The 14,055-nt window shown below is 50.2% G+C and carries 11 protein-coding genes, 1 rRNA gene and 1 pseudogene; 7 read left to right on the forward strand and 6 right to left on the reverse strand.

Annotation, left to right across the window (positions count from 1 at the left end):
* Nucleotides 1–27: 27 nt before the first annotated feature.
* Together JK198_RS09755 and gmhB are read right to left on the reverse strand one after the other, a co-directional pair.
* Nucleotides 28–1,569: ribosomal RNA gene (locus JK198_RS09755) — 16S ribosomal RNA — on the reverse strand.
* 416 nt (nt 1,570–1,985) lie between these two features.
* Complete coding sequence (gene gmhB / locus JK198_RS09760; RefSeq protein WP_212708306.1) at nt 1,986–2,552, reverse strand: D-glycero-beta-D-manno-heptose 1,7-bisphosphate 7-phosphatase; 567 nt, start codon at nt 2,550–2,552, stop codon at nt 1,986–1,988.
* A 529-nt stretch (nt 2,553–3,081) separates the two neighbouring features.
* Between gmhB and metN the strand changes: the two genes are divergently transcribed.
* From metN to proS, 6 genes are all read left to right on the forward strand, one after another.
* A complete protein-coding gene (gene metN / locus JK198_RS09765; protein ID WP_212710472.1) occupies nt 3,082–4,113 on the forward strand; it encodes a methionine ABC transporter ATP-binding protein MetN in 1,032 nt (343 codons plus the stop codon).
* Nucleotides 4,106–4,759, forward strand: a complete 654-nt coding sequence (locus JK198_RS09770) for a methionine ABC transporter permease MetI (protein WP_212708308.1) — start codon at nt 4,106–4,108, stop codon at nt 4,757–4,759. The genes metN and JK198_RS09770 overlap by 8 nt, the downstream gene beginning before the upstream one ends.
* A gap of 33 nt (nt 4,760–4,792) precedes the next feature.
* Nucleotides 4,793–5,611 carry a MetQ/NlpA family lipoprotein gene (locus tag JK198_RS09775; protein WP_212708309.1) on the forward strand — a complete coding sequence of 273 codons (819 nt, stop codon included), beginning with the start codon at nt 4,793–4,795 and terminating at the stop codon, nt 5,609–5,611.
* Nucleotides 5,612–5,737: 126 nt separating this feature from the next.
* Complete coding sequence (gene rcsF / locus JK198_RS09780; protein ID WP_212708372.1) at nt 5,738–6,142, forward strand: Rcs stress response system protein RcsF; 405 nt, start codon at nt 5,738–5,740, stop codon at nt 6,140–6,142.
* Nucleotides 6,139–6,846: a tRNA (N6-threonylcarbamoyladenosine(37)-N6)-methyltransferase TrmO gene (gene tsaA, locus JK198_RS09785; protein ID WP_212708310.1), complete on the forward strand. Its 708-nt coding sequence runs from the start codon at nt 6,139–6,141 to the stop codon at nt 6,844–6,846. The genes rcsF and tsaA overlap by 4 nt, the downstream gene beginning before the upstream one ends.
* 93 nt (nt 6,847–6,939) lie before the next feature.
* Nucleotides 6,940–8,658, forward strand: coding sequence for a proline--tRNA ligase (gene proS, locus JK198_RS09790; protein WP_212708311.1), 1,719 nt, complete (start codon nt 6,940–6,942; stop codon nt 8,656–8,658).
* Nucleotides 8,659–8,765: 107 nt separating this feature from the next.
* Here the strand turns inward: proS and arfB are convergent, their stop codons facing one another.
* A complete protein-coding gene (gene arfB, locus JK198_RS09795; protein WP_212708312.1) occupies nt 8,766–9,185 on the reverse strand; it encodes an alternative ribosome rescue aminoacyl-tRNA hydrolase ArfB in 420 nt (139 codons plus the stop codon).
* Nucleotides 9,182–9,727 (reverse strand): YaeQ family protein, encoded by a 546-nt coding sequence (locus tag JK198_RS09800; protein WP_212708313.1) that lies wholly within the window; start codon nt 9,725–9,727, stop codon nt 9,182–9,184. Before JK198_RS09800 ends, arfB begins: the two co-directional genes overlap by 4 nt.
* A 346-nt stretch (nt 9,728–10,073) precedes the next feature.
* On the opposite strand from JK198_RS09800, the gene rof reads away from it, so the two are divergent.
* Nucleotides 10,074–10,334 (forward strand): Rho-binding antiterminator, encoded by a 261-nt coding sequence (gene rof / locus JK198_RS09805; protein WP_212708314.1) that lies wholly within the window; start codon nt 10,074–10,076, stop codon nt 10,332–10,334.
* A 41-nt stretch (nt 10,335–10,375) separates the two neighbouring features.
* On the opposite strand, the gene tilS is transcribed toward rof, so the two are convergent.
* Complete coding sequence (gene tilS, locus JK198_RS09810; RefSeq protein WP_212708315.1) at nt 10,376–11,704, reverse strand: tRNA lysidine(34) synthetase TilS; 1,329 nt, start codon at nt 11,702–11,704, stop codon at nt 10,376–10,378.
* Between the two features lie 141 nt (nt 11,705–11,845).
* A pseudogene (cadA, locus tag JK198_RS09815) lies at nt 11,846–13,986 on the reverse strand (lysine decarboxylase).
* Nucleotides 13,987–14,055 lie beyond the last annotated feature (69 nt).

Below are 14,055 nucleotides of genomic sequence, written 5' to 3' on the forward strand. Positions count from 1 at the left end.
AACACTGCGCAGAAGTGTATCTTCAGGTAAGGAGGTGATCCAACCGCAGGTTCCCCTACGGTTACCTTGTTACGACTTCACCCCAGTCATGAATCACAAAGTGGTAAACGCCCTCCCGAAGGTTAAGCTATCTACTTCTTTTGCAACCCACTCCCATGGTGTGACGGGCGGTGTGTACAAGGCCCGGGAACGTATTCACCGTAGCATTCTGATCTACGATTACTAGCGATTCCGACTTCATGGAGTCGAGTTGCAGACTCCAATCCGGACTACGACGCACTTTATGAGGTCCGCTTGCTCTCGCGAGGTCGCTTCTCTTTGTATGCGCCATTGTAGCACGTGTGTAGCCCTACTCGTAAGGGCCATGATGACTTGACGTCATCCCCACCTTCCTCCGGTTTATCACCGGCAGTCTCCTTTGAGTTCCCGACCGAATCGCTGGCAACAAAGGATAGGGGTTGCGCTCGTTGCGGGACTTAACCCAACATTTCACAACACGAGCTGACGACAGCCATGCAGCACCTGTCTCAGAGTTCCCGAAGGCACCAAAGCATCTCTGCTAAGTTCTCTGGATGTCAAGAGTAGGTAAGGTTCTTCGCGTTGCATCGAATTAAACCACATGCTCCACCGCTTGTGCGGGCCCCCGTCAATTCATTTGAGTTTTAACCTTGCGGCCGTACTCCCCAGGCGGTCGACTTAACGCGTTAGCTCCGGAAGCCACGCCTCAAGGGCACAGCCTCCAAGTCGACATCGTTTACGGCGTGGACTACCAGGGTATCTAATCCTGTTTGCTCCCCACGCTTTCGCACCTGAGCGTCAGTCTTTGTCCAGGGGGCCGCCTTCGCCACCGGTATTCCTCCAGATCTCTACGCATTTCACCGCTACACCTGGAATTCTACCCCCCTCTACAAGACTCTAGTCTGCCAGTTTCGAATGCAGTTCCCGGGTTGAGCCCGGGGATTTCACATCCGACTTGACAGACCGCCTGCGTGCGCTTTACGCCCAGTAATTCCGATTAACGCTTGCACCCTCCGTATTACCGCGGCTGCTGGCACGGAGTTAGCCGGTGCTTCTTCTGCGGGTAACGTCAATCACTGCGGTTATTAACCGCAATGCCTTCCTCCCCGCTGAAAGTACTTTACAACCCGAAGGCCTTCTTCATACACGCGGCATGGCTGCATCAGGCTTGCGCCCATTGTGCAATATTCCCCACTGCTGCCTCCCGTAGGAGTCTGGACCGTGTCTCAGTTCCAGTGTGGCTGGTCATCCTCTCAGACCAGCTAGGGATCGTCGCCTAGGTGAGCCATTACCCCACCTACTAGCTAATCCCATCTGGGCACATCCGATGGTGCGAGGCCCGAAGGTCCCCCGCTTTGGTCTTGCGACATTATGCGGTATTAGCTACCGTTTCCAGTAGTTATCCCCCTCCATCAGGCAGTTTCCCAGACATTACTCACCCGTCCGCCACTCGTCACCCGGGGAGCAAGCTCCCCTGTGCTACCGTTCGACTTGCATGTGTTAGGCCTGCCGCCAGCGTTCAATCTGAGCCATGATCAAACTCTTCAATTTAAAGTTTGATTTGCTTAAAACATGTTTAAGCGATGCTCAAGTGTAAAACACTCATAATGAATTTCATTATGTGTTCACTCTTAAGACTTGATATTTTTTACGTCCGGAGACGTTTGATATCAATCCTGCGAGTGCCCACACAGATTGTCTGATAAATTGTTAAAGAGCGTTGCAGTTCAACCGTTTAGGTTGTCACTGCGAGGTGGCGTATATTACGCTTTTCACCTCAGGAGTCAACCACTATTTCGTGATTTTTTCTCCGGACCGAATCGCTTCGGTCCCTGTCACGCCGCTGCGCATCGCGCTTTGCCGTGTCAGTGGTTGCGCATTATAGGGAATGTTTCCGGAAGCGCAACCCCAAATAATCATTTATTTTCTGTTCGCTGAAACTTCACACAAATTGAACTATTAACCAGCTACACCGCAGACTTTTTAATCAGTTCCGGCAGTTCTGCAAGGCTATTCAACACCCGGTCAGCAGCAGATTCGCTCTCAGCGGTTAAAGGCTGGCCACTGCGTACCAGAATGTTATGCCCCACCCCTGCAGCCTGACCCGCCAGCATATCTTCGCGCTTATCTCCCACCATATAGGATGCTGCCATATCTATATTCAATTGCTGCTGACCGGATAACAACATCCCTGGCAGGGGCTTACGACACTCACACACTTGCTTATACTCAGCAACAGCGCCTTCTGGATGATGAGGACAATAATAGATACCATCTAAGTCCACACCGCGATCAGCCAGTGACCAGTCCATCCATTCAGTCAGCTGCATAAACTGATTTTCTGTATATTTACCACGTGCAATACCTGACTGGTTTGTGACCACCACCAGCGCATAACCCATCGCTTTCAGTTCCTGCATCGCTTCAATGACACCATCGATAAACTGAAAATCATCGACCTGATGTACAAATCCATGATCAATATTAATTGTGCCATCACGATCCAGAAAAATTGCCGGTATTTTGTTCGCCACTCATTTACTCCTCTGTTTAACTGTACTCAGTATCGCATGTTCATCTGCCGGAGTGTATTAAAAGCCGGAAAGATGCCCTGACGACAACAGGGGCCTTTGCCTCTGTATAAATACCGGGCCATCCCTGATGCTGTTTTTCTTCATCTATATGGGGAAGCCGGTACTGGTTTACTGCTCCCCTCTCTGCGCCTGATGATTTCTTTTCATCAGTACATCACCGGCACCGTCACTTCGCACCATCCGCCAGCCCTGTGAATAGCGGCACGGAGTAAACTGCTACACAGAACAGGAGCAGGTTTGCTTATACGGCCGGGTCTATGGGATGGGATGGAACAGCCTGACAGAGTGTGATTACGGTAGCAGTCAGCTTACTGCTGTTTCCGGATAGCTATCAGTTATGCAAAATGGCACTAAGACTTTCATTGATTTAGACGTCTGGATGCCTTAACATCCTTTTCAATCACAGACATTGTCTCTGTATTCATGTCTGATAACGACGGTAAAATCTTACAAAATAACGATTACTTAGATGATTAAATTAGAAAACATCAGCAAAGTCTTCAGCCAGGGGACACAGACCATCACGGCATTGTCCGATGTCAGTCTGCATGTGCCTGCCGGCCAGATTTATGGCGTGATCGGTGCTTCAGGTGCCGGAAAAAGTACCCTTATTCGCTGCGTAAACTTACTGGAACGCCCGACCTCTGGCCGGGTTGTGGTCGATGGCCAGGAGCTGACCGCCTTTTCTGAGAAACAACTGACCCTTGCCCGCCGCCAGATAGGCATGATTTTTCAGCATTTTAATTTGCTGAATTCCCGTACAGTATTTGGCAATGTTGCTCTGCCACTGGAACTTGAAAATCGCCCACGCGCCGAAATTCACCAGAAAGTGACAGATTTACTGGAGCTGGTCGGACTGGGAGATAAACATAATTCGCGTCCGGGTAACCTGTCTGGCGGCCAGAAACAGCGCGTCGCTATTGCCCGCGCACTGGCCAGTGACCCGAAAGTGTTACTCTGTGACGAAGCAACCAGTGCCCTGGACCCTGCAACCACCCGCTCTATCCTTGAACTCCTGAAAGATATTAACCGCCGTCTGGGGCTGACCATTATGCTGATCACTCATGAGATGGATGTGGTGAAACGTATCTGTGATCAGGTTGCGATTATCAGTCAGGGAAAACTGATAGAGAAAGATCAGGTCAGTGAAGTGTTTTCACATCCTAAAACGCCTCTTGCCCAGCAGTTTATTCAGTCCACCCTGCATCTTGATATTCCGGATGATTATCAGCAACGCCTGAGTGACCGCGCATCCGAAGGTAAAATTCCGCTGCTGCGTCTTGAATTTACCGGTGAGTCAGTCGATGCCCCGCTGCTTTCCGAGGTTGCCAGACGGTTTGCGGTTGACTGCAACATTATCAGTGCCCAGATGGATTATGCCGGAGGGGTTAAATTTGGCATCATGCTGACAGAAGTCAGTGGTGATCAGCAAAACAGTCAGGCAGCCATTGACTGGCTGCGCGAGCAACATGTAAAAGCAGAGGTATTAGGCTATGTCTGAGGCCATGATTTGGTTACTGGCCGGCGGGGTCTGGGAAACGCTGATAATGACCTTTGTGTCGGGATTCTTCGGTTTCGTGATTGGACTGCCGGTCGGTGTATTACTGTACATTACCCGTCCCGGTCAGATTATCGAGAATAAAACCCTGTACCGGACCATTTCAGCTATCGTTAATATTTTCCGGTCAATCCCGTTTATTATTTTGCTGGTCTGGATGATCCCGTTCACCCGGATACTGGTCGGTACTTCTATCGGATTGCAGGCTGCTATTGTGCCTCTGACAATAGGCGCAGCGCCTTTTATTGCGCGTATGGTCGAAAATACATTACTGGAATTGCCTGCCGGGCTGATCGAAGCCTCACGGGCGATGGGAGCCACTCCGCTGCAAATTATCCGTAAAGTGCTGCTGCCGGAAGCCTTACCCGGCCTGATCAATGCGGCTACCATTACCCTGATCACTCTGGTCGGCTACTCCGCCATGGGGGGAGCTGTCGGTGCTGGCGGGCTGGGACAAATCGGTATTCAATATGGTTATATCGGTTACAACGCTCTGGTAATGAATACGGTATTAGTATTATTAGTTATTCTGGTGTATTTAATTCAGTTTGGTGGTGACCGCATCGTTCGTGCTGTCACTCATAAATAAGTCAGTCAGAAAAATGTTAATTAAGGACAACCTATGACTTTTACCTTTAAGAAAATGGCCGCACTGGGTGCGCTGATCGGTGTGATGGCACTGACAGGCTGCGACCAGAAAAGCAAAGAAGATCCCAACCATATTAAAGTCGGCGTGATTGCCGGTGCCGAACAGCAGGTTGCTGAGGTCGCACAAAAAGTGGCTAAAGAAAAATATGGCCTGGACGTAGAGCTGGTGACGTTTAATGACTATGTACTGCCAAATGAAGCCCTGAGCAAAGGCGATATTGATGTTAATGCCTTCCAGCATAAGCCTTACCTTGACCAGCAGATCAAAGATCGTGGCTATAAGCTGGTACCGGTTGGTAATACTTTTGTGTATCCGATTGCCGGTTACTCGAAAAAAATCAAATCCCTGAGCGAATTGCAGGACGGCGCACAGATTGCTATACCCAATGATCCGACGAACCTCGGACGTTCACTGCTGCTGCTGCAAAAAGTGGGGCTGATTAAACTGAAAGACAACAGTGGTCTGCTGCCTACAACACTGGATATCACCGAAAATCCAAAACACCTGAAAATTATTGAACTGGAAGCGCCGCAATTACCGCGTTCCCTGGATGACGATAAAATTACTCTGGCAATTATTAACACGACCTATGCCAGCCAGATTGGCTTTACTCCGCAAAAAGACGGTATTTTTGTCGAAGATAAAGACTCACCTTACGTTAACCTGATCGTTGCCCGTGAAGATAATAAAGACGCAGAAAACGTGAAAAATTTCGTTAAGGCTTATCAGTCTGATGAAGTGGCTGCAGCGGCTCAGAAAATTTTCAACGGCGGTGCGGTGAAAGGCTGGTAAACCAATCCGTAACCTAAAACAGGGGCGACAGTGATGTCGCCCTTTTTATTTATCCGCGCCAGTGGCTTGTTATTTTTTCCCGCTCTTGATTCAATAGCCGCAATTCTATTCTATGAGGGTAATTCCATGCGTCTGTTCCCGCTTTGCGTGTTTGCGTTAATGCTGACAGGCTGTTCTGTTCATCATGAAGCACCTGCGCAACATCAGCCGCTAAATTCCGGCCGGCATGCTGAACCTGAACGTAGCAAACCGGTTCGCCGGGCCGCTCCGGTAGACGTTTATACCTCTCCGACAGATTTGCTGAGTAAACCTTTCCGTGACTTAGGCGAAGTTTCAGGCGAAGACTGCCAGTCAGGCCCGCAAAGCTCTCCGGCGAATATCAACACCGCCCGGAAACGTATGCAGATCAAGGCTTCAGAGATCAAAGCAAATGCAGTGCTACTGCACCAGTGTACGGTAGTCACTACCGCGGCAGGATGCTACCGTCAGGCCGTCTGTCAGGGTTCTGCCCTGAAAGTCACCCGTCAATGACCAGCTTTACCTTTCAGCAAATCGGGGTAATACATTCCCCGTGGAAAGAGAAGTTTGCGGTGCCCCGTCAGCCGGGGCTGGTCACCCATGGCGGCGGTGAGTTACACCTGCTGCCTCCTTATAATCAGAGCGATACCGTGCGCGGACTGGAAGCGTTCAGTCATCTGTGGGTAACTTTCGTTTTTCATCAGACAATGGAACAAGGGTGGCATCCGACCGTCCGTCCTCCCCGGCTGGGCGGGAATCAGAGGATAGGCGTATTCGCGACCCGATCGACCTTTCGTCCTAACCCGCTGGGAATGTCTCTGGTTCAGCTTAAAGGGATCCGCACCGGCCGGCAGCAGGTGGTTCTGGAACTGGGCAGTCTGGATTTAGTCGACGGTACACCCGTCATTGATATTAAACCGTATCTTCCGTTTGTTGAATCGGTTCCTGAGGCTAGTGCAGGCTATGCCGGACAGGCACCGGAAGGGAATATGCCGGTGATTTTCACACCGGATGTCTGCCACCAATTACAGCAGCTGGGCGGTGATTATCCGCACCTGCAACAGTTTCTGTCAGAGGTTCTGGCCCAGGATCCCCGCCCGGCATATCGTAAAAACAACGAAGACAACCGGGAGTATGCTGTACGGGTACTCAATTTTAATGTGCGCTGGCGAATAATCGCCGGACGTAACGAGGTTTTTGCCATTGAGCCCGGCTAAATCGCACTTTTTGGCAGCGCGACTGACTGATACACTATCAGGTAACTAAAAACAGTTTTTTTCCGATTTTCCGTTTAACTGGAATATTAATTAATGCGTACTTCTCAATACTTACTCTCCACCCTTAAGGAGACTCCGTCTGATGCTGAGGTTATCAGCCATCAGTTAATGCTGCGTGCCGGCATGATCCGTAAACTGGCCTCGGGTTTATATACCTGGTTACCGACCGGTATCCGTGTCCTCAGAAAAGTCGAGAATATCGTACGTGAGGAAATGAACAGTGCCGGGGCCATCGAAATCAGTATGCCGGTGGTTCAGCCCGCTGACCTGTGGGAGGAAAGTGGCCGCTGGGAACAATATGGCCCGGAGCTGTTACGTATTAATGATCGTAATGAGCGTCCTTTTGTTCTGGGACCGACCCATGAAGAAGTGGTGACCGATCTAATCCGTAATGAACTCAGTTCTTACAAACAGCTGCCTCTCAACCTGTATCAAATCCAGACCAAATTCCGCGATGAAGTACGCCCGCGTTTCGGAGTAATGCGTTCCCGTGAATTTATTATGAAAGATGCTTATTCTTTCCATACATCACAGGAATCGCTGCAGGAAACGTACGACACTATGTATCGTGCGTACAGTCAGTCATTCAGCCGGATGGGGCTGGATTTCCGTGCCGTACAGGCTGATACCGGCTCAATCGGTGGCAGTGCTTCGCATGAATTCCAGGTACTGGCGAAAAATGGTGAAGACGATGTGATCTTCTCCAGCGACTCTGATTACGCAGCGAATATCGAACTGGCCGAAGCTGTTGCTCCGGCCGGTGAACGTCCGGCACCGGCGGAGGCCATGGTTCAGGTTGATACTCCCGATGCAAAAACTATCGCTGAGCTGGTTGAACAGTTTAAGGTTCCGGTAGAGAAAACGGTGAAGACGCTAGTGGTCAAGGCCGCCGAAGAGAGCGGTCACCGTCTGGTGGCATTGCTGGTTCGTGGTGATCATCAGCTGAACGAAGTCAAAGCGGAGAAACTGTCGCAGGTTGCCGTCCCTCTGAGCTTCGCTACCGAAGAAGAACTCCGCAGTGAACTGGGCGCCGGAGCTGGTTCTCTGGGGCCTGTCGGTCTGACAATTCCGGTCATTGCTGATCGTACTGTCGCTAAAATGAGTGATTTCAGTGCCGGTGCCAATATCGACGGTAAACACTGGTTTGGTATTAACTGGGTGCGTGACTTACCGGAAGCACAGGTTGCTGATATCCGTAATGTTATCGAAGGTGATATCAGCCCGGATGGAAAAGGCGTACTGCAGATTAAACGTGGTATCGAAGTGGGCCATATATTCCAGCTGGGTACCAAATACTCTGAAGCGATGAAAGCCACAGTTCAGGGTGAAGATGGCCGTAACCAGACACTGGCCATGGGTTGCTACGGTATCGGGATCACCCGAATTGTTGCCGCCGCCATTGAGCAAAACCATGACGAGCGCGGTATTCTCTGGCCTGATGCGCTGGCCCCTTTCCAGGTTGCCATCCTGCCGATGAATATGCATAAATCTTTCCGCGTCCGGCAGCTGGCCGAAGAGCTGTATCAGCAGTTCCAGGCCCTTGGCATTGATGTCATTCTCGATGATCGTAAAGAACGTCCGGGTGTGATGTTTGCGGATATGGAACTGATCGGTGTTCCTCATACTGTTGTTATCGGTGATCGTAATCTGGATAACGAAGAAATTGAGTACAAAAACCGTCGTCAGGCTGAGAAGCAGATGATTAAGACCAGCGATATTGTTAATTATCTGACATCGCGTATTCGCGGGTAACCGGCCTGCGGGGCTTTTGGCCCGGCAGAAACAAAAAACACATAACGCGGGTTATGTGTTTTTTTTTACTCTTCAGTCATGCTGTAGCCGCGGAGGCAGTACGGCAGTTACCCCTGATCGCGGACTTTACCACGCAGACTTTTGGTTGCCGATTGACGAGCCTTTGACTGTAACCGTCTGACTTTTGAAGCACGCGTCGGGCGGGTTGCTTTGCGGGGGGCATCTTCATAAGTCAGTTCACGGATCACATCCACCAGCCGCTGAACCGCAGCAGCCCTGTTTTTATCCTGACTACGGAAAGACTGCGATTTTATCACTACAACCCCGTCTGCGGTTATCAGGTGATGGTTCACATTCAGGAGTTTTTGCTGAATTTCAGCAGGCAGCCGGGAAGCACGGATATCGAAACGCAGATGCACCGCCGTTGACGCTTTATTCACATGTTGCCCGCCCGCCCCCTGAGCACGGATCGCCGTGAACTGGATATCCTCCGGGTCGAGAGTTATCTGACGGGTGACGTCAATCATGTGCTCGCCTGCCAGGGTGTTAATTGCAATTCAACATGCCGTTCACCGTCAGACAGCCAAATCATCCCTTCCTGCAGGGTCACCTGGAGATTCATATTGCGACTGGCAAGGTCGCTCAGCAGCCCGAGCTGTTGATCATCCATGTACCAGATGCTGAGATTTTTTAGGGTGCTCAGTTTCTCGCGGTTTTGCTGCCACCATACCTGCGCGGCCCGCTCACTATAAGCAAACAGCACGACCTGCTCTGCCAGTCCGGACGCTTTCTTCAGCCTGCGCTCTTCCGGCAGACCCAGTTCGATCCATAGTTTTACCGTACCATAATCATGATGTAACCAGAGTTCCGGCTGGTCATCTGCGGACAGCCCTTTAGTAAACTGTAATTTATCATCTGCATTCAGGATCCATGCCAGTAAACGCAGCATCATTCTTTCCTGAGTTTCTGAAGGATGCCTGGCCAGTGTCAGCTGTGTATCCGAAAAATATTGCCGGTCGAGATCGGCAATATTAACTGCCGCTTTGTAAATAGTTGCTTTTAAGGCCATGGCCCCTCCGATAACTGAATCCGGTTATTGTAACGGAAAGCGGCTAAAGACAGAAAAAACGATTATCTTTTCCGTTACGGAACAGTCCGACTGCCAGCATCTTGCTATCGCCGGACCAACGGCATAGGCTGTTAAAGACAAGGCCGGATCGATGATAACTGACTGATGTCAGATTTTGTCGATAAATATTGTGAATCAGTACAAGCGCGCTATGCTGACATTATCAGGGACCTTCGGCCGGTCCGGAAGCGTCAGGCGCCTGGCTCAGAAACGGTACGAGCGAGGATATAGCGGATTTTTCAGGGATTATGCGGCAATGACCGCTAAGAACTCACGGTGAGCGACTATGTCAATGAATGATACTTATCAACCCATTAATTGTGATGATTATGACTATCTTGAACTCGCCTGCCAGCATCAACTGATGCTGATGATTGCACTGAAAAATGGTGAAACGTTTGAGGCAACAGCCCGCGATTTACTGCTACGAAAGAAAGTTGAGTATCTGATAGTTGATCAGGCGGGATCGCAACGTGAATTGCGGCTGGACAGCATAAACAGCTTCAGTCATCCGGAAATCGGGACTGTGGTGATCAGCGAAAGCTGACCCTGTGTTCAGGGCTGCAGACACGGCCCTGAACACACGACTTAATCTTTACTTTGTTCTTCCTGCTGCCATTGCAGGAACCAGCACTGGCTGTCAGCTGACTCAGCAGGCTGAGCATGCTGACAGACGAAGACCCCCGGTGCACATACCGGCTCATCGTCATAAAACAAAACAGGGGTATTTTCCCTGAGCCAGGGAGGTACCCCGCACTCCTGCCATATTTTCTTCAGTGATCGTCCGCGGTCTCGTCCGACAATATATAAACGGCCGGCGGCACTGAACCTTACGGATACCTGTGTTGCTCTGTCCGGTAACCTTAAACGAATGCCCTGCGGGGCAGAGATCAGTTGCCCCAGATTATCCGGTAATATCAGGGGAACCTGCAGATCAGGCCAGTCCAGCCGGGTATCGCGCTGTCCCTGAAAACACCTGACCCACCAGAGATGACCGGCATAACGCCGGATTTCACCGCCGGAAATAACCAGTCTGGGATTGGCATCCTCACGACTGCAGGCAACTTCCTGCCATATACGGGCTAACTGGCTGCGTGATGGCATTAATGCTCCGCAACAGGCAAGCCAGCGCCGCAGTATGGCTGCCCGTTTCAATGGGCTGATATCCGTCAGCGGAGCTACCGGTATCGCCTGTTGCGGGGTAATCAGCCCGGCCAGTTCATCCTGTAACAGTTCATCCAGTAAGGCTTCCTGCTCACCACATAACCCGGCACTGCGGGATACTGCTGACGGGAAGTGCGGCCAGCGCCGGGTCAGTAACGGTAAAATTTCCAGCCGCAGGAAGTTACGGTCATAAGCCGGGTCGTCATTACTGTCATCCTCAATCCACCGCAGATCGTGCTGCTCTGCATAACCGGCAAGTTGTCGGCGGCTGCAGGAGAGTAACGGCCGCAGTATCGACCCGCAGGAAAATGGCATTACTGCCGGCATAGCGGCCAGTCCTGCCGGACCGCTGCCCCTTTTCAAGGCCAGCAGCAACGTTTCACACTGGTCATCCTGGTGATGCGCCGTCAGCAGGGCTTCTCCCGGATTCAGCAAACGAGAGAAAACACCATAGCGTGCCTGTCTGGCACTGGCTTCCGTCCCCAGCGCTCTGGTATCCAGCTGCACATATTCCACTCTCAGGGGAATATCCAGTGACCGGCAAAACTGCCGGCAATGGGTCACCCAGTCATCGGCGTAATGGCTTAACCCATGATGAATATGGACAGCCCGTACCCTGATATTCTGCTGATGCCGCAGCCCGGCGACCGCATGGAGCAGTACCGCAGAATCCAGCCCGCCGCTAAATGCGACCAGTAAATCTTTAAAGCCGAAAAGCGGAATATCTCCGGAAAACACAGTGCTCTGATTCATTGTTCTGCCAGTGATGGATAAGACTACAGGGCACGTTACCGGGAAAGCTTTCGTCATTCAAGCCAGACTTCTGGCAATGCCGCCCTGTCCCCAAAACAATGATGCCGCAGCAAAGCGGCATCCGGTGATCTGCTGAGGTTATCAGTGCGTTTTTTTCAGGACCTTAACCGTGTAACGCCCGTCCTCCTGCCGGTAAGCCCCGTGAATATCTGTTTCAAACCCCGGGAAACGGGCACCTATTTCACATAGCATCTGCAGGAATTCCAGTACCGGCAGACTCTGTTGTGTGATCATTTCTCCGGGCATCACCAGCGGTACTCCGGGCGGATATGGCAGGATCATATTGGCATTTATCCTGCCGGCGACCTCTTCGAGATAGACTTCTTCCGTCTCCCCTTTCAGTGCCTGATGAAAAGCCTGATAAGGAGTGATTACCATTTCCGGCAGAACATCGAAGGCGCGGTACATTAAATCAGGCAAGTTATGATGCATTACACATTGGTGAATATTTTCAGCCAGCGTCTGAATTCTCATCTCTTTATAGAACTCAGGCGCTTCACTGTACAGCGAAGGCAGCATATTTTTAACTTTCAGGTTCAGGTCAAAGGCGCGTTTAAACTCCGTCAGCGCCCGTAATAAACTCAGCGCCCGGGTTTTATCTATACCGATACTGAACAGGAATAACAGATTATAGGGACCTGTTTTTTCGACAATAATATCGTGTTCATCCAGGTATCTTGCAACAATGCTGGCCGGAATACCAAAAGGCGTCATTGCCCCCTGATGGTCCATTCCGGGGGTAAGTAAGGTGATTTTTACCGGATCAAGGTACATATGCCGGTGATCAATATCCTTAAAGCCATGCCAGGTACTGCCGGGGGTTAATTCCCAGCATTCAGTCCGGGAAATATCTTCCGGCTGCCAGACGTCAAAAAACCAGCTGTCAGATTCTTTATAGAGCCGCTTAATCTCTTTACGGAACTTAATGGCTCTCAGGATCGAACTCTCTATCAGGTGTTTCCCTGAATTACCTTTCATCATCGCGGCCGCCGTTTCAGCAGAGGCGACTATCCCATAGTGCGGAGAGGTGGTGGTATGCATCATGTAAGATTCATTGAAAGTATGCTCATCAATGTCCCCTTTCACATGGATCATCGATGCCTGAGAAAACGCAGCCAGCAGTTTATGGGTCGACTGGGTTTCATAGATGGTTTTTCCGGCTGTCCTTTCACCACTCATTCCGCATTTTCCCTGATAAATCGGATGAAAATTAGTATAGGGAACCCAGGCTGAATCAAAATGAATCGAGCTGACATCAAGGGTATCTTTAATAAAATCAGTATTATACAGCAGACCGTCATAAGTAGAGTTAGTGATCACCGCATGTACCGGCCAGCTGGCTCCGGGAGTACTGTCGACCCGATGGCTGATCGTTTCATGACTAAACTCAGCGCAGGGGATTCCGCCTAAAATGCCATAAGCGTTACGGGTTGGGCGGAAATAAACCGGAATAACATCACTCATCATCATTAAATGGGTCAGTGATTTATGGCAGTTCCGGTCAATAAGCAGAGTACTGCCTGCCGGGGCCGCGTACATCCCCACAATTTTATTCGCGGTCGAAGTACCATTGGTCACGATATAACTGCGGTCAGCATTAAATATACGTGCAATATAATCTTCTGCCTCTTTATGGGGACCGCTGTGATCCAGTAAAGATCCCAGTTCAGAAACAGAGATCGAGATATCCGACTTCATGGTGTTACCACCAAAGAAATCATAGAATAATGCCCCCGCCGGACTTTTTAAAAATGCAGTTCCGCCCATATGTCCGGGAGTACAAAAAGTATACTTACCCTCACGTGCATATTTAAATAACTCGCGGGTTAACGGGGGTAATATCTTATTCACATAATCGCGGGTATTTTGCTCGATTTTAAGAGCAATATCATCTGCCGCACCCAGTGCATACTCAAAAAACGGATTTGCATTCGCAGTTCATTCAGGCTGACATCGAGTGACGAATAGTTATTGGCAAAAGCATACAGGGGAAGATAATCATTAATTTTACTGATATCCTCACACAGGCTAAGATTATAAGAGTCCCAGTCAAAGATAACACCGCAAATCCTGGCATTATTTTCCAGCAGGCGTAATAAGTCGTCACGGTTATTTGGATAAACCACAGAAAAACCTTTCTCCTCCAGAGCATTATGCAACTGCCGGACAGGTTCCTCTTTAAAATACACACCAAGATGATTCATAACAGCAATGATATTCATAACTCAGTCCTTTTTATATTCTGGTTAACAGTTCAGAAAAAGCGTGACACTCCCCATACCGGTGAAGAG

The organism is Tatumella sp. JGM91 (assembly GCF_018257575.1).
Classification (GTDB): Bacteria; Pseudomonadota; Gammaproteobacteria; order Enterobacterales; family Enterobacteriaceae; genus Tatumella; species Tatumella punctata.

Excerpts from the sequence above, each read along its gene's own strand:
- arfB (WP_212708312.1), bottom strand. The coding sequence starts at position 9,185 with ATGATTGACGTCACCCGTCAGATAACTCTCGACCCGGAGGATATCCAG.
- rof (WP_212708314.1), top strand. The coding sequence starts at position 10,074 with ATGTCAATGAATGATACTTATCAACCCATTAATTGTGATGATTATGAC.
- proS (WP_212708311.1), top strand. The coding sequence starts at position 6,940 with ATGCGTACTTCTCAATACTTACTCTCCACCCTTAAGGAGACTCCGTCT.
- JK198_RS09775 (WP_212708309.1), top strand. The coding sequence starts at position 4,793 with ATGACTTTTACCTTTAAGAAAATGGCCGCACTGGGTGCGCTGATCGGT.
- JK198_RS09800 (WP_212708313.1), bottom strand. The coding sequence starts at position 9,727 with ATGGCCTTAAAAGCAACTATTTACAAAGCGGCAGTTAATATTGCCGAT.
- tsaA (WP_212708310.1), top strand. The coding sequence starts at position 6,139 with ATGACCAGCTTTACCTTTCAGCAAATCGGGGTAATACATTCCCCGTGG.
- rcsF (WP_212708372.1), top strand. The coding sequence starts at position 5,738 with ATGCGTCTGTTCCCGCTTTGCGTGTTTGCGTTAATGCTGACAGGCTGT.
- tilS (WP_212708315.1), bottom strand. The coding sequence starts at position 11,704 with ATGAATCAGAGCACTGTGTTTTCCGGAGATATTCCGCTTTTCGGCTTT.
- JK198_RS09770 (WP_212708308.1), top strand. The coding sequence starts at position 4,106 with ATGTCTGAGGCCATGATTTGGTTACTGGCCGGCGGGGTCTGGGAAACG.
- metN (WP_212710472.1), top strand. The coding sequence starts at position 3,082 with ATGATTAAATTAGAAAACATCAGCAAAGTCTTCAGCCAGGGGACACAG.